This window comes from Rahnella sp. RFA10(1/100) (assembly GCF_004195115.1).
GTDB classification, from domain to species: domain Bacteria; phylum Pseudomonadota; class Gammaproteobacteria; order Enterobacterales; family Enterobacteriaceae; genus Rahnella; species Rahnella perminowiae.
The window spans coordinates 416,735-436,032 of record NZ_SEWR01000002.1 but is presented as its reverse complement, the minus strand read 5'-3'; the positions used below and the strand labels follow the sequence as shown (position 1 = coordinate 436,032).

The window sequence follows — 19,298 nt, the reverse complement described above, 5'->3', positions numbered from 1 at the left end:
AAAATTTAACAACCATGTCACTGAACCTGGCTCCTGGGCCGTGGCTTCTTTAGACTTTTTCTATCTGAATCAAATTCGTATGCTGAGGATTACCTTTCGCCAGCGGGGACGGGCGCTGGGTCGTCAGCGTGTTCATGCAGGCACCATGGTCAATACGGTCACCACTCATATTGGCCTGATGCCATGCGCCCTGCCCCATAGCAACAACGCCGGGCATGATCCGCGGCGTAACTTTGGCTGCCACACGCACTTCGCCACGGTCATTAAACACTTTCACTTTGTCACCGTTCTCAATACCACGGGTTTTGGCATCCAGCGGGTTGATCCACACTTCCTGACGGCAGGCCGCCTGCAGCACGTCGATATTGCCGTAAGTGGAATGGGTGCGGGCTTTGTAGTGGAAACCGAACATCTGTAGAGGGAACTGGCTGCGTTTCGGGTCATCCCAACCTTCAAAGGTTGAGGCATAGACCGGCAGCGGACTGATTGTTTCGTCTTTTTGCAGCTCCCATTCGCTGGCAATTTTCGCCAGTGCCGAGGAATAAATTTCGATCTTTCCTGAGGGTGTTTTCAGCGGATTAGCGACAGGATCCTGACGGAATTTTTTATAGGCCACAAAATGCCCTGCCGGATCTTTACGTTTATAAATTCCCATTTCGCGCAATTCTTCATACGCAGGTAACGCCGGGTCTTTCGCCAGCATTTTGGTGTACAGATACTGCAACCATTCCCGCTGGGTGCGGCCTTCGGTGAATTTGTTGTAAACATCCGGACCAAGACGACGCGCCACTTCGCTCATCATCTCGTAAATTCCTTTGCGCTCGAATTTGGCAGAGGTCGCGGGCTGGATGAAAATCAGGTATCCCATATTGCCGGCGTAATCGTTGGGAATAATGTCTTCCTGTTCGACGGTCATGAGATCCGGCAACAGGATATCGGCGTATTTCGCCGATGACGTCATGAAGTTTTCCAGTACCACGATCATTTCGCACTGCGAGTCATCCTGCAGAATATCGTGGGTTTTATTGATATCGGAATGCTGGTTGGTGATGGTGTTACCGGCATAGTTCCAGATGAATTTGATCGGCACATCCAGCTTGTCTTTACCGCGCACGCCATCTGCTTTGGCAGTCATTTTAGGTCCGCGCGCAATGGCATCGGTCCAGCTAAAACAGGAAATCTGTGTTTTCACCGGATTTTCCAGCACCGGCATTCTTTCGATAGTAATGGTATAGGTTGACTCACGCGCCCCGCTGTTACCACCATTGATACCGACATTGCCGGTCAGAATCGGCAGCATAGCGATAGCCCGGGACGTCAGTTCACCATTGGCCTGACGCTGCGGGCCCCAGCCCTGAGAAATATAAGCAGGTTTGGCTTGTCCGATTTCCCGGGCCAGTTTAACGATGCGATCCACAGGAATGCCGGTAATACGGGATGCCCATTCAGGCGTCTTCGCCGTCGCATCTTCGCCCTGACCGAGAATATAGGCTTTGTAGTGACTGTTAGCCGGTGCCTCCGCAGGCAAGGTTTTTTCGTCGTAGCCCACGCAATACGAATCAAGGAAGTCTTGATCGACCCTGTCCTCAGTGATCAGCACATGTGCAAGGCCTGCCACCAGTGCGGCATCCGTTCCCGGCCGGATAGGGATCCATTCGTCCTCCCGGCCTGCGGCGGTATCGGTATAACGCGGGTCGATCACGATCATCCGGGCATTGGAACGCTGGCGCGCCTGTTCGAGATAGTACGTAATCCCGCCGCCGCTCATGCGCGTTTCCGCCGGATTATTACCGAAAAGGACGACCAGTTTACTGTTTTCAATATCTGACGTACTGTTGCCGTCGTTGCTACCATAGGTATATGGCATAGCGCAGGCGATTTGCGCGGTACTGTAGGTGCCGTAATGACTGAGAAAACCACCATAGCAATTCATCAGACGCGCCACCAGCGAGGCGTAAGGAGAAGAACGGGTAATGTTGCCGCCTACCACGCCGGAGGTATAATTGATATACACGGCTTCATTGCCATATTTCGCAACAATACGCTGCAAATTACCGGCAATTTCATCAAAGGCTTCTTCCCAGCTGATGCGTTTGAACTTACCTTCACCGCGCTTACCGACGCGCTTCATTGGGTAATTCAGACGCTCAGGATGGTTTATCCTGCGACGGATAGAACGCCCGCGCAGGCAGGCGCGTACCTGATGATCGCCATAAATATCCTGCCCGGTATTATCCGTTTCAACCTGGTAAACTTCATCATCGCGCACGTGCAAACGTAGTGCACAGCGGCTGCCACAATTGACCGAGCAGGCGCCCCACACCACTTTATCTTCATGCTTTGGCTTCTCTGTCGCTTGCGCCAGTGCTTTACGGCTAAAAGGCAACGATACGCCACCCGCAGCAATGACCAGCCCGGCCAGTGTTGATGTCTTCATCAACCTCCGCCGGCTGATACCACTCTTTACCGTGGTAATTTCTGATTTGGTTTCTGACATATTCCACTCCGGTAACGAGGCAATACCCACTCTGACTGCATGGATACTACTCAGCAGGAGGTATGAAACCTTGTCTGCTATCAAAAAAGCCGGGGTTGGATCAGGTGAAATGAGGATTTCTTAGCGTAGCGCACGTTTTTATGCATAAAAAAAGCGCCCTTAGGCGCTTTTTCGCTATATTAATGCATATATCACGGGCTTAACCGATATATTCTAAACCGCCCATGTATGGACGTAATACTTCCGGCACTTCAATACGGCCATCAGCTTGTTGATAGTTTTCCAACACCGCAACCAGTGTACGCCCCACAGCCAGACCAGAACCGTTCAGTGTATGAACCAGACGTGGTTTTTTGTCAGTTTTGTTGCGGCAACGCGCCTGCATACGGCGGGCCTGGAAATCGCCCATGTTTGAACATGAGGAAATTTCACGATAAGTGTCCTGCGCTGGCAGCCAAACTTCCAGGTCGTAGGTTTTGCAAGAGCCAAAGCCCATATCGCCGGTACACAGGAGAACTTTGCGGTATGGCAAATTCAGCAGCTGTAGCACTTTTTCCGCATGACCGGTCAGTTCTTCCAGTGCATCCATTGAATCTTCAGGACGCACAATTTGCACCATTTCAACTTTGTCGAACTGGTGCATACGGATCAACCCGCGGGTATCACGGCCATAAGAGCCGGCTTCTGAACGGAAACAAGGGGTATGCGCCGTCATCTTCAGTGGCAGAGATTCTTCTTCAAGAATTTCATCACGAGTCAGGTTAGTCAGCGGCACTTCTGCCGTTGGGATCAGCGCATAATTGCTGCTGCCCGCTTCTTCACTCAGTGGTTTGGTATGGAACAGATCTTCGCCAAATTTTGGCAGCTGACCGGTACCAAAAAGCGTTTCCTGATTGACCAGATACGGAACATACGTTTCCAGATAACCATGTTGTTCTGTGTGCAAGTCCAGCATGAACTGCGACAGCGCGCGATGCATACGGGCGATTTGCCCTTTCATCACCACAAAACGCGCACCCGTCAGTTTTACGGCCGCGGCAAAATCCAGACCGCCTGCCATTTCGCCCAACGATACGTGATCACGCACGGCGAAATCATACTGACGCGGCGTACCCCAGCGGCTGACTTCCTGGTTATCGTTCTCATCTTTACCGGCGGGCACAGAGTCATCAGGCATGTTTGGAATAGCAGAAGCGATATCGCGGATATCATTTTGCAATGCATCCAGTTCCGCTTTCGCGGCATCCAGCTTCTCACCCAGCGTATTCACTTCCAGACGCAGGGGTTCGATGTCTTCGCCACGGGCTTTTGCCTGACCGATAGATTTCGATCGGGAGTTACGTTCAGCCTGTAGAGTTTCCGTTTCTACCTGCAAGACTTTGCGGCGTTCTTCCTGAGAACGCAGCGTTTCCACATCGAGTTTAAAACCTCTGCGAGCGAGTTTTTCTGCAACTGCGTCTAGCTCATTACGCAGCAGATTGGGATCCAGCATGCTAATCCTGTACGTGTCGTTATTGAATGTTAATTTGACGATGCACACTGACTGAAACGACAGCGTGTCAAAGAGTTATCACGGATAACCTTACCGCAACGATAAAATTAGCGGTAGCGTTTTGTCGGGCTATTTTGATCTTGTTCGGCAAGCCATGCCAGCTTTTCGCCGATCTTGCCTTCAAGGCCGCGTGATGTCGGGTAATAATACTGCGTACGGGCCATTTGAGGCGGGAAATAATCTTCGCCCGCAGCATAGGCATTCGGTTCGTCGTGCGCATAACGATACTCGGCACCCAGCCCCATTTCTTTCATCAGCTTCGTCGGTGCATTACGTAAGTGTTCCGGTACATCGAAATCTGCCATTTCCCGGGCATCACGCATGGCTGATTTGAACGCCGTATAAACCGCATTACTTTTCGGAGCACAGGCCAGATATACGATAGCCTGCGCAATTGCACGCTCACCTTCAGCCGGACCCACACGAGTAAAACAATCCCAGGCAGCGAGAGCCACCTGCATGCCACGCGGATCCGCATTACCCACATCTTCTGACGCAATCGCCAGCAAACGTCGCGCCACGTACAACGGGTCACCACCGGCAGTGATGATGCGGGCGTACCAGTAAAGCGCCGCATCAGGCGAAGAACCCCGTACTGATTTATGCAAAGCAGAGATTAAATCGTAAAAACGATCGCCTTTATTATCAAAGCGCGCACTGCGTTCACCGGCAATCTCAGTAAGCAATTCCGGCGTAAGTGTCCGGTAACCTTTGGCGTCGATTTCCGCCATATCGGCCATCATTTCAATGCTGTTCAGCGCACGGCGTGCATCGCCATTCACCAGCTCCGAAAGCATACGACGGGTTTCCGGCGGGACGCGGATTTTCTCGTTGGCGTAACCGCGCTCCGCATTCGTCAATGCCTGATCAATCACTTTCTCGATATCTTCAGAGGTCAGTGATTTCAGCAAATACACACGGGCACGAGACAGCAATGCGGAATTGAGTTCGAAAGAGGGGTTTTCGGTGGTCGCACCAATAAACGTGATGGTGCCATCTTCAATGTGCGGCAGGAATGCATCCTGCTGACTTTTGTTAAAGCGATGAACTTCGTCAACAAACAAAATGGTACGGCGTCCGGCATCGCGATTCTGCCGGGCACGTTCAATCGCTTCACGAATATCTTTGACGCCGGAGGTCACCGCCGATATCCGTTCGACGTCGGCGTCTGCATAGCGGCCAATCAGTTCTGCCAGCGTTGTTTTCCCGGTGCCCGGCGGACCCCATAGAATCATAGAATGCAATTGCCCTGCTTCAATCGCCCGTGGCAAAGGTTTGCCTGGCGCTAACAGATGCTGCTGTCCGATATATTCTGCAAGGGTAACTGGCCGCATCCTGGCGGCCAGTGGCTGGAATTCGTTTTGGGAAAAATCGAGTGACAGATTACTCAAACTAACCTCACTGACGCTGGTCGTCCACCGTCACACCCTGCGGCGGAGTAAATTTAAACTTGGCATCATCAACAGACGCATTTTGCTCGCCTTTCAATGTATAAGCACTTTTCTGCCCGTCCTGCTCAACGGCAGTGAAGCTTTTGATAGTGCCTGAAGGGGTCACGTTGATCGCGAATTGTTTCAGATTACCGGTCGCCGTTTTCGGCGTTAATTCGAAATCATCGCCTTTCTGCTTCACGTTGTATTTTGCCCAGTCACTGCTGTCATTACGCGTGATCAGCATAAACGGCGTGTTGCCTGTGGCATTTTTCAGCCAGGTCGCCGTGACCTGCTCAACGAACGGGTTGTAGAACCACAGGGTTTTACCATCGGAAACTAAAATGCTTTCATCTGGCGTGGTCATATGCCAGTTAAACAGGTTTGGACGTTTCACCCACAACTGACCTTCACCCTGCTGAACAGCTGCACCATCATCGCTGGTGACCGTCTGTGTAAAACTGGCATGGAAAGTATTAAGTTTACCCAGACGGGATTTAAGGTCACTGCTGGCATCCGCTAATACGGAAGCGGAGGTAAATGCGGTCAGTAAACACCCTACCATTAACAATTTTTTCATTCTTATTCTTACCTCAGAAATCCATAAACTTCAGACGATGCCTTTTACACAGGCAAAAGACGTATGGTGCGAACTCTATCCGAGGCGACGCCCAGAAGGTAGCTCAATCATCTGAAAAAACGTTGTTTTACGCTTCTTTGCACAAGGGTCGCATTCGCGACCCTTCTTAACAAAATACAGGCAGATCGGTACAGTTTTATTCGTGTGACGGCGGTGCCAGGACTTCACGGTTACCGTTATGGCCCGGCGTACTGACAATGCCCTGCGCTTCCATTTGCTCAACAATTCGCGCCGCACGGTTATAACCGATACGGAACTGACGCTGAACGCCGGAAATTGACGCACGACGTTTATCGACAACGAATGCAACAGCCTGATCAAACAGAGCATCAAGCTCTTCATCACCGTCCAGACCTAAACCGCCCCCTTCACCATCATCGCCACCGGAAACAATGCTTTCGATGTATTTTGGACGACCGCGCGCCTTCCAGTCCTGCACGACCGCGTGCACTTCCTGGTCACGGACAAAAGCCCCGTGAACACGAACCGGAATCGAGGAGTTGGGTGCCATATACAGCATATCACCCATCCCCAACAGGGATTCTGCGCCGCCCTGATCCAGGATAGTGCGAGAGTCAATTTTACTCGACACCGTAAAAGCAATACGGGTCGGAATATTGGCTTTAATCAGACCGGTAATGACGTCAACGGAAGGACGTTGCGTCGCCAGAACCAGGTGAATACCTGCCGCACGGGCTTTCTGAGCAAGACGCGCAATCAGCTCTTCCACTTTTTTACCGACGGTCATCATCAGGTCGGCAAACTCATCGACCATCACCACGATAAACGGTTCTTTCTGCAGATACGGCGGCTCCGCAGCCATTCCGTCGCCGGGCTTCCAGAATGGATCAGGAATCGGACGCCCCATTGCTTCCGCTTCCAGTACCCGCTCGTTGTAACCGGCAAGGTTACGCACACCCAGCGCCGACATCAGTTTATAGCGACGCTCCATTTCACCGACACACCAGCGCAGCGCATTGGCGGCATCTTTCATATCGGTCACGACTTCGGTCAGCAGATGCGGAATACCTTCATACACTGACAATTCGAGCATTTTCGGATCGATCATGATGAAGCGCACATCTTCCGGTTTGGACTTGTACAACATACTCAGGATCATGGCATTAACGCCGACGGACTTACCGGAACCGGTCGTACCGGCAACCAGCAAGTGAGGCATTTTCGCCAGATCGGCGATAACAGGTTCACCGGAAATATCTTTACCCAGGACAATCGTCAGGGGTGATGTACTTTCTTTAAATTTCGCACAGTCCAGCACTTCACGCAGATAGACGGTCTGGCGCTTTTTATTGGGTAACTCCAGGCCGACATACGGTTTGCCTGGGATCACTTCCACAACACGCACCGCGACTGCTGACAATGAGCGGGCAAGGTCACGCGAAAGGTTGGAAATACGTGCGGCTTTAACACCCGGTGCCAGATCCAGTTCAAAACGGGTGATCACCGGCCCGGGTAATTTCCCGACGACATCGGCTTTAATCCGGTAATCATTCAGGCGTGCTTCGATCAGATTGCCCATCTGTTCCAGCGCGAACTCATCCACCGGCTCCGCTTCAGCCGGAGGCGAAGTGAGCAAATCCAGCGATGGGAGCGGCGTGGTCGGTTTAATCAGCGGCTGCTCATTACGCATCAGGAACGGGTGGATCAAACTGTCCATATCCGGCTGTACCGATGGCGCAGACTGACGAGGAGCCTCATATTCCTGGGCATGCTGCACGGGCTCAGAGGCCGCAGCGCGCTGATAAGGTTGCTGCGCAAAAGCAGGTTGCGGTTCTTCTTCCGCTTGTGCCGGCAAGGTAAACAGCGGCTCAGAAGGCGTATCGTCAATCAGATCAGCCATTGGCGAGAAACTGAAGGCATCATGCTGGCTGAGCTTCATGGCCGCAGCGGCAAAATCATCCGCTGCAACAGCGGGTGATACAGCCTGGTGACTTTGTGAATGATGATGCTGAAGCACACCACTTTGCGGTTCGACATCCTGCTCATAACGGGCCTGCTCACGCGCCGCAAACGCATTGCGTAATTCGGCCTCCTGCAAGGCGGCGGCATCCGGTTCATCAGCAGGCTCTGCATCGCCATAACGCGCTTGCTGCTGAGCCGCAAAGGCTTGCTGCAATGCTGCTTCCTGCATGGCTTCCTCGTCAGCCTGCGCCAGAGAGTCGTTATGCCATACGCTTTGTTCGGCATCCCGTTGCGTCGTCGCTGACTGCGCCTGTTCCTGCTGCTCTGCCATACGCTGGGAAGGAAGTTTAATGCCATATGAGGCCAGCTCACGGCGCGTAGGTATACGCACCGGATTAGGACGTGGTAACTCAGGGCCAAAGCCTTTTTTCACCTGCGGATTTTCATCGCTCACCGCACTGAAAGCCGGCATAAAGGTGTTACCCACAGAAGATGCCGCTGACTGTCCTGCCTGCGCAAGACCAGTCGCCAGTGCTGCGGTGGCCGCCACGCTGGCTGCCTGACCGGCATCAGGCACCGCTGAACTGAAATCAAACGGAGAACGGGAATGTTCCACTGCCGTTTGCCAGTTGCCCAGGCTCGGCCCATCGTCCTCTCTGCGCTCAACGGGCGCGGGTGAAGGGGATTGCTGAACGGGTTGCGGATGGCGCGGTACCGGTGTTTCTTCCGGGATCTCGAAATTGTATAACGGCGGAGTAGCTGCAGCCGGTGCCGGCGGCGGTGCAATATTAGCAACCGGCGGTTCAGCGGCATAAGGATCGGCTGCCGGTGCCGGGCTCACAACCGCTGCAGGTTCAGCTTCCGCTGGGCTGGCTACCGAAGACACCTGAGCAGCAGGCTCATTCACGGAAGGTGCAGAAAACAGCACATCATCTTCATCGGCTTCAGCAGCAACTGCCGATGCTGTGACAACGCTTGCCGCAGCGACGGCAGGCGCAACTTTAGCGACAGGTTTTGCGTCGTCTTCCAGTAGCGGATCGTCATGCTCGTCGTAATCATAATCTTCATCGCGACGGGAGCGGTTGGTCACGATATTCGTCACGCCCAGCACTGCGCCGCCGATCTTTTCAGCGATGGTCAGCCAGGACCAGCCGGTAAATAAAGTCAGACCGGCAGCCCAGACGCACAGCAGAACCAGGGTCGCCCCCACGTTATTGAAGTACGGGGTCATCGCGGTACTGAGCAAACTGCCGATTACACCGCCGGAAGCGAAGTAATACAGGTCATCAATATTGACGGCCGCAAGACCACAAGACGTGACAATGAGCGCCAGCGTGCCAATAAGGCGCAGCGAAAGGGCAAAATAATCGACGAAATCCTGTCTATCCCGCTGACGGAAAGCCGCCCAACAGAGACACAGAATAATAGGGGGTATCGCGTAGCCAAATACGCCAAAGATGAAGAACAGCGTGTCGGCCATCCATGCACCTACACCTCCACCCCAGTTATGAATTGGCCCATGCCAGGCGGTCTGAGACCAACTGGGATCAGAGGGGTTAAAACTCACCAATGCTGCCATTAAATAAGCAGCAAAAATCGCCACCACAACCAGCAAAGCCTCCAGCAGACGGCGGCCATTGCTCAGTTTTTTTAGGGTAACTTCTTTATCTTCTGTATATTCCTGGCTCAAGAAAGGCTCTCCAGGTTCCTGTGAACTGAGAAAAAGCAACAGCGCCGAGACTCCCCGGCGCCATAGCTGTATAGATACACAGGAGTGTAGCTAAAATGACAAGGTTTTGCACCAGAACAATTACCGGGTCTTAATGACCAGGCGATTTGTCTGCTTCACTTCTTCCATCACCACGTAGGTGCGGGTGTCGTTAACACCAGGCAGACGAAGTAAAGTCTCACCTAAGAGCTTACGGTAAGCAGACATATCAGGTACGCGGGTTTTCAACAAATAGTCGAAATCCCCTGAAACCAGATGACACTCCTGAATATCTTCGAGTTTTTGCACTGCCGCATTGAACTGCTCAAACACATCCGGCGCGCCGCGATTGAGGGTAATTTCAACAAATACCAGCAACGAGGCATCCAGATAATGCGGGTTGAGCAATGCAGTATAACCATTGATGAAGCCCTGACGTTCCAGACGACGAACGCGCTCCAGACATGGAGTTGGAGATAATCCCACACGTTTGGAAAGCTCGACGTTTGAAATCCGGCCATCCTTCTGCAATTCATTGAGGATGTTACGGTCAATACGGTCGAGATCTTTTCCCGGACGCTTTTTATTGTCTACCATTATTATTGTCTCTCTGCTGTCCTTCCCTGCACCTGCCATACCCCAGCCAACTTCAATGTCTAAGGGTTGTCCCAAGCGAAGACCCGATGATTAAGGTTTACGCATCCAAAAGCCGCGTTGATCCCCTGTCAAAAGGAACACGGCCGTAAAGCGGATACTCAAAAGAAATAACCCTGCGAAATTAATAGGTTGTCAACAAACAACCTGATTCACTCATCCCTGCTGCAACCGAAAAGCCAAAAAACAAGACCGGAACAGGTCCGGTAGCAGCCAATGGCATAAATTCAAGTCACAGACAGGCAGTTAATTTCTCCTTCCCCTGATGTTTTCGCAAATGCACAGCGGATTGTCAAAGTAAAAGAAGCAAAATCAGAAGAACGTGCCAGATTGAAAAGCTGGCACCCCCTTTTTAGCTATCTTTTCTCTTTGAACAATAACAACGCATCTCACGCGTTATTTCTGCAAAATCCCTACAAAGCGTCCTGAATTATGCCCGAATTAACACGTTTTGATGAGCAACGTTCATCACATATGGTCGTCAGAATGGTTGTTTTTCATCCTATCCATCAAACAGTTACCTGCTTCATCGATATTGACGAAACTCTTTTTACGCGGGTTGCACAATAAAAACTATCAGACAAATCGTTAACAACATCTGAGTTTGCTTTTTTTACTGCGCCGTTTTCCCTACAATCGGTTTATCGCTTGTCGCCATCGCGGAGATGAATTACGCATGAGTACGGTTAAACACAGTAAATTATTGATTTTGGGCTCCGGTCCGGCGGGTTATACCGCAGCGGTTTATGCCGCGCGTGCAAACCTCAATCCGGTATTAATTACCGGGGTGGAAAAAGGTGGGCAGTTGACTACCACCACCGAAGTGGAAAACTGGCCGGGTGATCCGGAAGGTCTGACCGGTCCGGGCTTAATGGAACGTATGCACGAGCATGCCACCAAATTTAATACTGAGATCATTTTCGACCACATCAATAAAGTCGATTTGCAGAATCGTCCGTTCCGTCTGACCGGTGACAGTGGCGAATACACCTGTGACGCGCTGATTATCGCTACCGGCGCTTCGGCACGTTATATCGGCCTGCCTTCCGAAGAAGCGTTCAAAGGTCGCGGCGTCTCAGCCTGTGCAACCTGTGACGGGTTTTTCTACCGCAACCAGAAAGTCGCGGTTGTCGGCGGCGGCAATACCGCTGTCGAAGAAGCCCTTTATCTGGCAAACATTGCCTCTGAAGTGCATCTGATTCACCGTCGTGACAGCTTCCGTGCAGAAAAAATTCTGGTAGACCGCCTCAATGACAAAGTGGCCAGCGGTAATATCGTTCTGCATACCCACAAGACCCTCAATGAAGTGGTTGGCGATCAGATGGGTGTAACGGGCGCGAGCCTGCTTGATGTACGCACTGACGAGAAATCGCAAGTGGATGTGGCAGGCGTGTTCATCGCTATCGGCCACAGCCCGAATACCGGTATTTTTGAAGGCCAGCTGGAACTGAAAGATGGCTACATCAAAGTGCAGTCCGGCTCGCATGGCAATGCCACCCAGACCAGCATTCCGGGCGTCTTCGCCGCGGGTGACGTGATGGACCACATCTATCGCCAGGCGATCACTTCCGCCGGAACCGGTTGTATGGCCGCACTGGATGCAGAACGCTATCTGGACGGTTTATCCCAGGCACCAGATTTATAATTACGCCTGCGGCGAGTTATCGGACGAAGAGTCCACACAAAGAGTAACGAATAAGGCGGCTTAATTGCCGCCTTATTGTTTTCAGTGTTGAGCCAAGCATGTAACATGAGCGCCCTCCCATCCGGATTGCTGCACAGACTGATGCCTGATGAATAAAACACGACAACAAGAACTTATCCGCTGGTTAAAACAACAAAGCTCACGCGCCAAAGGCTGGATACGTCTGTCTATGATGCTGGGTTTACTTTCCGGTTTGCTGATCCTCGCGCAGGCGTGGCTGATGGCCGGATTACTGCACAGCCTGATCATTGAGCACACCCCGCGAGATGCCTTGCTGCAAAGTTTCCTGTTAATGGCGCTGACGTTTGTTCTGCGCGCTGTCGTCACCTGGCTGCGTGAACAGGTGGGTTTTATTTGCGGACGGGTGATACGTCAGGAAATGCGCAAGCGGGTACTCGACCGTCTGGAAAAACTCGGTCCTGCCTGGATCCATGGAAAACCGGCGGGCAGCTGGGCCAGCATCATTCTTGAGCAAATCGAAGATATGCAGGATTACTATTCCCGCTACCTGCCGCAGATTGCCCTGGCAGGTATCATCCCTCTGCTTATTTTGGTCAGCGTCTTCCCGGTTAACTGGGCTGCCGGGCTGATACTGCTGGTGACCGCCCCGCTTATTCCGCTGTTTATGGCACTGGTCGGGATGGGTGCAGCGGAGGCGAACCGACGTAACTTTGTGGCGCTGGCACGTCTGAGCGGGAATTTTTTAGACAGCCTGCGCGGCCTCGATACGCTTCGTCTTTTCCATCGCGGCACAGCGGAAATCGATCAGATCAAACGTTCAACTGAAAACTTTCGTGCCCGCACGATGGACGTCCTGCGCCTGGCCTTTTTATCCTCCGCAGTGCTGGAATTCTTCGCGTCTATTTCCATCGCAGTTGTCGCGGTTTACTTCGGTTTCTCCTATCTCGGTGAGCTCAATTTCGGCAGCTACGGTACCCCTGTTACCCTGTTCGCCGGTTTCCTGGTGCTGATACTCGCCCCTGAATTTTTCCAGCCTCTGCGTGATCTGGGCGCGTTTTATCACGCCAAAGCGCAGGCGGTGGGGGCTGCCGAAAGTCTCGTCACCTTCCTCAGCGCAGAAAGTGCTGATATGGGGGACGGCGAGCAACACTGGCCAGCCGGACAGGCAGTGTCACTGGAAGCCCGCGACGTTATTATTCAGTCGCCGCAAGGTAAAACGCTGGCCGGCCCGTTAACATTTAATGTTCAGACCGGGCAGCGTATCGCGATCGTCGGCCTGAGCGGTGCAGGTAAAAGTTCGTTGCTCAACGCCTTGCTGGGCTTCCTGCCCTATCAGGGTTCCGTTACCGTCAGCGGCATTGAATTGCAATCATTACGTAAAGAAGAATGGCGTAAACAGCTAAGCTGGGTCGGCCAGAATCCGCACCTGCCGGAACTTACCCTGCGCGCCAATATCCTCCTCAGTCAGCCGGATGTCAGCCACGAGCAGCTTCAGTCCGCCATCGACCGTGCCTATGTGAACGAATTCCTGCCGCTCTTACCACAGGGGCTGGAAACCGAACTGGGCGACAGCGCGGCGCGGTTATCCATCGGCCAGGCTCAGCGTGTCGCCGTTGCCCGCGCCCTGCTCTGTCCGTGCCGTTTGCTGCTGCTCGATGAACCCACGGCCAGTCTTGACGCGCACAGCGAAAAGCGTGTGATGAATGCGCTGAACGACGCGTCAAAAGCACAAACCTCCCTGCTGGTCACACATCAACTGGAAGATACGCGTGACTACGATGAAATCTGGGTGATGGATAAAGGCCTGATCGCTGAGCGCGGCACCTTCGCGCAACTGGTGGCTCAGAACGGTTTATTCGCCCGTCTGCTTTCCCGGCGGAATAAGGAGCTGTAATCATGAAAACTCTTCTGCCTTATCTCGCCCTGTACCGCCGCCACGGGTTCCGTTTGTCACTGGGCGTCATTCTGGCTATCGTCACCTTACTGGCGAGCATCGGCCTGCTGACGCTTTCCGGCTGGTTCCTGGCGGCCTCTGCGGTGGCCGGTATCGCCGGTTTATACAGCTTCAACTACATGCTTCCCGCCGCCGGTGTTCGGGGTGCCGCCATATTTCGTACCGCAGGTCGCTACGCCGAACGTCTGGTCAGTCACGACGCGACCTTCCGCGTGCTGGCGCATTTGCGGGTGTTCACTTTCACAAAAATAATGCCGCTGTCGCCAGGTGGCATTGCGCGCTTCCGTCAGGCAGATCTGCTCAACCGCCTGGTTGCAGACGTCGATACGCTTGATCACTTATACCTTCGGGTAATATCTCCGCTGGTAAGTGCACTGGTTGTCATCATCCTTGTGACAGCGGGCCTGAGTTTCCTTGACCTGAAGCTGGCGCTGACGCTGGGTGGGATTATGCTGGTGCTGATGCTGATCCTGCCGGTGATTTTCTATCGTGCAGGAAAACCCGCAGGCCGCGAACTGACGGCGCTGCGCAGTGACTACCGGATGCAACTGGCTTCGTGGTTACAGGGGCAGTCTGAACTGGTGGTTTTCGGCGCTCAGCCACGTTTCCGCCAGCAACTCAATGATATCGAACAGCGATGGATGTTGCGCCAGCAACAGCAGGCAAAACTTACCGGTTTATCGCAGGCTATGGTGATTGCGGCGGCCGGTCTGACTGTCACACTGATGCTGTGGCTGGCGGCAGGAGGCATCAGTGAATTTCCGCAACCGGGCGCGCTGATTGCACTGTTTGTCTTCACCCCGCTGGCAGCATTCGAAGCGCTGGGACCTGTAGCCGCCGCATTCCAGCATCTTGGGCAGGTCATCGCCTCCGCCCAGCGCGTCAGCCAGATCATTGATCAACCCGCCGATGTGACCTTCCCGTCACAAGGCCCGCTGGCTGGTGAACAGATCAGCCTGTCGCTGAAAAAGGTGAATTTCACTTATCCTGGCCAGCCTTTGCCGGTTCTCCAAAATATTACGCTGGATATCCGCGCCGGTGAGCATATCGCCCTGCTCGGCCAGACCGGTTGTGGTAAATCCACCCTGCTGCAATTGCTGACACGCGGCTGGGATATCAGCAGCGGGTCACTGGAAATCAACGGTCATGCCATTGAGGGCTACGACGAAGCCACGCTGCGCACAATGATTACGGTGGTCAGCCAGCGTGCGCATGTATTTAATAACACGCTGCGTGAAAACCTGCGCCTGGCGGCACCGCAAAGCACCGATGAACAAATTGCAGAAGCGTTGAGACAGGTTGATTTACATAAACTTTTAGAAAACGAAGGTCTGAATGCCTGGCTCGGTGAAGGCGGACGTCAGCTTTCCGGCGGCGAACAGCGCCGGATCGGACTGGCCCGTGCGTTATTGCATAATGCACCCCTCTGGTTGCTGGATGAACCGACGGAAGGGCTGGATGCAGAAACAGAACAGCATATTTTGGCTCTGCTGCATAAACATTGTCAGAATAAGACGCTACTCTTAGTGACGCACCGTTTGCACGGTCTGGAAGCCCTCGACAGGATATGCGTCATGGAAGAGGGGCAGATTGTTGAACAAGGTGATCACCAGACGTTAGCCGCGGCACAAAGTCGTTATGCCAGGTTCCTCGCCCGCGCCTGAGGTGGTTGTTTATGGTTTACGGCGGACCTGTCCGCCGGATAAGGAGATCTATGCGGTTAGTTAAGCTTGAGGCCAATTCAGTGAATTTCCCGGCGCCTGAAACTGCATTGCAGGAGCCGAATGGCCTGCTGGCTATCGGAGGCGATCTCACCGCCCCCCGTCTGCTTTCCGCTTATCAGCATGGCATTTTTCCCTGGTTCGAGCCCGGAGAGATGATCCTCTGGTGGTCGCCTGACCCGCGCGCGATTTTGGTTCCCGGAGAACGCCATGCCAGCCGCAGCCTGAAACGTTTTATGCGCAAGATGCCGTTCCGTTTCACCCTCAATCAGCAGTTTGAGCGGGTGATTCATGCCTGCGCCATGCAGCGTGAAGATGGCACCTGGATCGGGCCGCTGGTACAGCGCGGGTATCAGGAATTGCATGAAGCCGGGCGCGCGCACTCGGTAGAAGTCTGGGAAGGTGATGAGCTGGTTGGCGGTTTATATGGCGTTTCTGTTGGCAAATTATTTTGCGGCGAGTCGATGTTCAGCCGCCGGGAAAATGCCTCCAAATGCGCGCTTATGCTTTTTTGCCAACATTTTTCCCGCAATGGTGGAGAACTGATTGACTGTCAGGTGCTCAACCCTCACACTGCGTCGCTGGGTGCGAGAGAGATCCCCCGCCGCCAATTTTTGCAGCAGTTATCCGAACTTTCACAACATGCGTTAGCGCCGGATTGCTGGTTGCCACAAGACTTATCCCCACATGATGAAGACCTGCCGGTGTTCCCGAAGGATAGGGAATAGGTGCGGTCATGGACCATACTTCTTTACATAATGTGGGTTTTTCGGCATTATCTTGCCGGTTAAAAACTATGGTAGTTAGACCTAGAGGATTCGATGGCCAAAGAAGACAACATTGAAATGCAAGGCACCGTACTTGATACGCTGCCAAACACTATGTTCCGCGTAGAATTAGAAAACGGACACGTAGTTACCGCTCACATCTCCGGTAAAATGCGTAAGAACTACATCCGCATCCTGACGGGCGACAAAGTCACTGTAGAGCTGACCCCGTACGACCTGAGCAAAGGCCGCATTGTCTTCCGTAGCCGTTAATAAGCGGCTCACTCATCGCTGATTTTCCGGCGATACCTGAGGATACCCTCTTCGCCCTTCCTGCTGTTGCAAGGGCGTTTTGTGGTATCCGCAATCCGGCATTTTGTTCCATTATCCTTTCTGAAATCCCTCACTAATTACTGCAATTAAACACAGAGTTTCAGAAAGAAAAAAGGCGATGTTTTCACATCGCCTTTTGTTTTTTCATGCTTTATGAAAAATTAATGCACCGCACCTTCCGGTTTTTTCTTCTGCGCACTCATGAAGTGATAAGTGAGCTTGTCAGCAGCCTTATCCAGTGCAACCGAGACGGAACCCCCGTCTACCAGTGAGCCAAACAGCAGCTCGTTGGCGAGTGGTTTTTTCAGGTTTTCCTGAACGGTACGGGTCATCGGACGTGCACCCATCGCACGGTCGTAGCCTTTCACTGTCAGCCAGTCGCGAGCCTCGTCACTGACTTCCAGAGAAACGCCTTTCGCATCCAGCTGCGCCTGCAGTTCGACGATAAATTTGTCGACAACCTGCTGGATAACTTCCGTAGACAGATGGTTGAACCAGATCACATTGTCCAGACGGTTACGGAATTCCGGCGTAAAGGTCCGTTTGATCTCTTCCATCGCATCCGGGCTGTTATCCTGATGCACCAGACCAATCGATTTACGTTCCGTTTCGCGAACACCGGCGTTAGTGGTCATCACCAGGATCACGTTACGGAAATCTGCTTTACGGCCGTTGTTATCGGTCAGCGTACCGTTGTCCATGACCTGCAGCAGCAGGTTGAAGACATCCGGGTGTGCCTTCTCGATTTCATCGAGCAGCACGACGGCGTGAGGATGTTTAATCACCGCATCCGTGAGCAAACCGCCCTGATCAAAACCAACATAGCCCGGAGGTGCACCGATCAAACGGCTGACCGTATGACGTTCCATGTATTCAGACATATCAAAACGCAACAGTTCGATATCCAGCGCTTTCGCCAGCTGAACGGTCACTTCGGTTTTCCCTACACCCGTCGGACCGGCGAAAAGGAATGAACCGACAGGCTTATGATCCTGACCCAGACCGGCACGACTCATCTTGATGGCTTCAGTCAATGCTTCGATGGCCGGATCCTGTCCGAAGACCAGCATTTTCAGACGGTCGCCCAGGTTTTTCAGCACATCACGGTCGGTTGCAGACACCGTTTTTTCAGGGATACGGGCAATACGTGCCACGACGCTTTCAATATCGCTGACATTGACGGTTTTCTTGCGCTTGCTGACCGGCATTAACCGGCTGCGTGCGCCTGCTTCGTCAATCACGTCGATGGCTTTGTCCGGCAGGTGGCGGTCATTAATGTATTTAACCGACAGCTCAACCGCCGCACGCACCGCTTTCGCGGTATAACGCACATCGTGATGCGCTTCGTATTTGGTTTTCAGGCCGTTAATGATCTGGACGGTTTCTTCAACGCTTGGCTCAGTAATATCAATTTTCTGGAAACGACGTGCCAGGGCACGGTCCTTTTCAAAAATATTGCTGAACTCCTGATAAGTTGTCGAACCGATCACCCGGATTTTACCGCTCGACAGCAACGGTTTAATGAGGTTTGCCGCATCCACCTGACCACCGGACGCCGCACCGGCACCAATAATCGTGTGGATTTCATCAATAAACAGAATGCTGTTCTTATCCTGCTCCAGCTGTTTGAGCAGAGATTTGAAACGTTTTTCGAAATCGCCGCGGTATTTCGTTCCCGCCAGCAACGAACCAATATCCAGAGAATACAGGGTACAATCGGCCATGACTTCAGGCACATCGCCCTGCTCGATTCGCCATGCCAGCCCTTCAGCAATGGCTGTTTTGCCAACGCCGGATTCACCCACCAGCAGCGGGTTATTTTTACGACGACGGCAGAGCACCTGAATGGCGCGCTCCAGTTCTTTATCACGGCCAATCAGCGGATCGATACCACCTACACGCGCTAACTGGTTAAGATTAGTGGTGAAGTTCTCCATACGATCTTCCCCTGCCGACTGTTCTTCGTTAACTGGGTTTTCCGCATTGTTTTGCGCCTGGCTGCCCGATTCATCTTTACGGGTACCGTGCGAGATAAAGTTCACCACATCAAGGCGGCTGACATCATGTTTGCGCAGTAAGTAGGCTGCCTGAGATTCCTGCTCGCTGAAAATTGCGACCAGAACGTTGGCGCCGGACACTTCACTGCGGCCAGAAGATTGCACGTGGAATACCGCACGTTGCAGAACGCGCTGGAAACTCAGCGTAGGCTGGGTGTCACGTTCTTCTTCACTGGCAGGTAAGGTAGGTGTGGTTTGCTCGATGAAGGCTTCCAGTTCCTGGCGCAGGGCCACTAAATCCACTGTACAAGCTTCAAGCGCTTCACGGGCAGCAGGGTTGCTGAGCAGTGCCAGCAACAGGTGCTCCACGGTCATAAACTCATGCCGGTGCTCACGGGCTCTTGCGAAAGCCATGTTGAGACTGAGTTCAAGTTCTTGATTGAGCATAGGCACCTC

12 protein-coding genes are annotated in these 19,298 nt (G+C 52.9%); 5 read left to right on the top strand and 7 right to left on the bottom strand.

The genetic code is table 11. The features are described from left to right. Nucleotides 1–49 precede the first annotated feature (49 nt). The 6 genes from ynfE to lrp all read right to left on the bottom strand — a co-directional run bounded on the left by ynfE (nt 50) and on the right by lrp (nt 10,347). Nucleotides 50–2,497: a selenate/tellurate reductase subunit YnfE gene (ynfE, locus tag ETV65_RS08645; protein WP_129952478.1), complete on the bottom strand. Its 2,448-nt coding sequence runs from the start codon at nt 2,495–2,497 to the stop codon at nt 50–52. A gap of 199 nt (nt 2,498–2,696) precedes the next feature. Beyond that, nucleotides 2,697–3,989: a serine--tRNA ligase gene (serS, locus tag ETV65_RS08640; RefSeq protein WP_015696611.1), complete on the bottom strand. Its 1,293-nt coding sequence runs from the start codon at nt 3,987–3,989 to the stop codon at nt 2,697–2,699. 107 nt (nt 3,990–4,096) lie between these two features. Then, nucleotides 4,097–5,440, bottom strand: a complete 1,344-nt coding sequence (locus ETV65_RS08635) for a replication-associated recombination protein A (protein WP_129952477.1) — start codon at nt 5,438–5,440, stop codon at nt 4,097–4,099. Nucleotides 5,441–5,447: 7 nt separating this feature from the next. Next, nucleotides 5,448–6,059, bottom strand: coding sequence for an outer membrane lipoprotein chaperone LolA (gene lolA, locus ETV65_RS08630; RefSeq protein ID WP_129952476.1), 612 nt, complete (start codon nt 6,057–6,059; stop codon nt 5,448–5,450). A 196-nt stretch (nt 6,060–6,255) separates the two neighbouring features. Beyond that, on the bottom strand, nt 6,256–9,732 hold the full coding sequence (locus ETV65_RS08625; protein WP_129952475.1) for a DNA translocase FtsK 4TM domain-containing protein: 3,477 nt from the start codon (nt 9,730–9,732) through the stop codon (nt 6,256–6,258). A gap of 120 nt (nt 9,733–9,852) precedes the next feature. After that, nucleotides 9,853–10,347 (bottom strand): leucine-responsive transcriptional regulator Lrp, encoded by a 495-nt coding sequence (gene lrp, locus ETV65_RS08620; RefSeq protein WP_013574775.1) that lies wholly within the window; start codon nt 10,345–10,347, stop codon nt 9,853–9,855. 733 nt (nt 10,348–11,080) lie between these two features. On the opposite strand from lrp, the gene trxB reads away from it, so the two are divergent. The 5 genes from trxB to infA all read left to right on the top strand — a co-directional run bounded on the left by trxB (nt 11,081) and on the right by infA (nt 16,785). Continuing rightward, on the top strand, nt 11,081–12,049 hold the full coding sequence (gene trxB / locus ETV65_RS08615; protein ID WP_120161190.1) for a thioredoxin-disulfide reductase: 969 nt from the start codon (nt 11,081–11,083) through the stop codon (nt 12,047–12,049). Between the two features lie 148 nt (nt 12,050–12,197). Then, nucleotides 12,198–13,964, top strand: a complete 1,767-nt coding sequence (gene cydD, locus ETV65_RS08610; protein WP_129952474.1) for a cysteine/glutathione ABC transporter permease/ATP-binding protein CydD — start codon at nt 12,198–12,200, stop codon at nt 13,962–13,964. Nucleotides 13,965–13,966: 2 nt separating this feature from the next. Beyond that, nucleotides 13,967–15,688, top strand: coding sequence for a cysteine/glutathione ABC transporter ATP-binding protein/permease CydC (cydC, locus tag ETV65_RS08605; RefSeq protein WP_129952473.1), 1,722 nt, complete (start codon nt 13,967–13,969; stop codon nt 15,686–15,688). A 50-nt stretch (nt 15,689–15,738) separates the two neighbouring features. After that, nucleotides 15,739–16,473: a leucyl/phenylalanyl-tRNA--protein transferase gene (gene aat, locus ETV65_RS08600; protein ID WP_129952472.1), complete on the top strand. Its 735-nt coding sequence runs from the start codon at nt 15,739–15,741 to the stop codon at nt 16,471–16,473. Between the two features lie 93 nt (nt 16,474–16,566). Then, on the top strand, nt 16,567–16,785 hold the full coding sequence (gene infA / locus ETV65_RS08595) for a translation initiation factor IF-1 (protein ID WP_002211347.1): 219 nt from the start codon (nt 16,567–16,569) through the stop codon (nt 16,783–16,785). A 221-nt stretch (nt 16,786–17,006) separates the two neighbouring features. Here infA and clpA read toward each other — a convergent pair whose 3' ends face one another. Further along, nucleotides 17,007–19,289 carry an ATP-dependent Clp protease ATP-binding subunit ClpA gene (gene clpA, locus ETV65_RS08590; protein WP_120506948.1) on the bottom strand — a complete coding sequence of 761 codons (2,283 nt, stop codon included), beginning with the start codon at nt 19,287–19,289 and terminating at the stop codon, nt 17,007–17,009. Nucleotides 19,290–19,298: the final 9 nt, after the last annotated feature.

What these genes read in the sequence shown, in the direction of transcription:
- ynfE (WP_129952478.1), bottom strand. Translation starts at nt 2,497, where the DNA reads ATGTCAGAAACCAAATCAGAAATTACCACGGTAAAGAGTGGTATCAGC.
- serS (WP_015696611.1), bottom strand. Translation starts at nt 3,989, where the DNA reads ATGCTGGATCCCAATCTGCTGCGTAATGAGCTAGACGCAGTTGCAGAA.
- lolA (WP_129952476.1), bottom strand. Translation starts at nt 6,059, where the DNA reads ATGAAAAAATTGTTAATGGTAGGGTGTTTACTGACCGCATTTACCTCC.
- lrp (WP_013574775.1), bottom strand. Translation starts at nt 10,347, where the DNA reads ATGGTAGACAATAAAAAGCGTCCGGGAAAAGATCTCGACCGTATTGAC.
- trxB (WP_120161190.1), top strand. Translation starts at nt 11,081, where the DNA reads ATGAGTACGGTTAAACACAGTAAATTATTGATTTTGGGCTCCGGTCCG.
- cydD (WP_129952474.1), top strand. Translation starts at nt 12,198, where the DNA reads ATGAATAAAACACGACAACAAGAACTTATCCGCTGGTTAAAACAACAA.
- cydC (WP_129952473.1), top strand. Translation starts at nt 13,967, where the DNA reads ATGAAAACTCTTCTGCCTTATCTCGCCCTGTACCGCCGCCACGGGTTC.
- aat (WP_129952472.1), top strand. Translation starts at nt 15,739, where the DNA reads ATGCGGTTAGTTAAGCTTGAGGCCAATTCAGTGAATTTCCCGGCGCCT.
- infA (WP_002211347.1), top strand. Translation starts at nt 16,567, where the DNA reads ATGGCCAAAGAAGACAACATTGAAATGCAAGGCACCGTACTTGATACG.
- clpA (WP_120506948.1), bottom strand. Translation starts at nt 19,289, where the DNA reads ATGCTCAATCAAGAACTTGAACTCAGTCTCAACATGGCTTTCGCAAGA.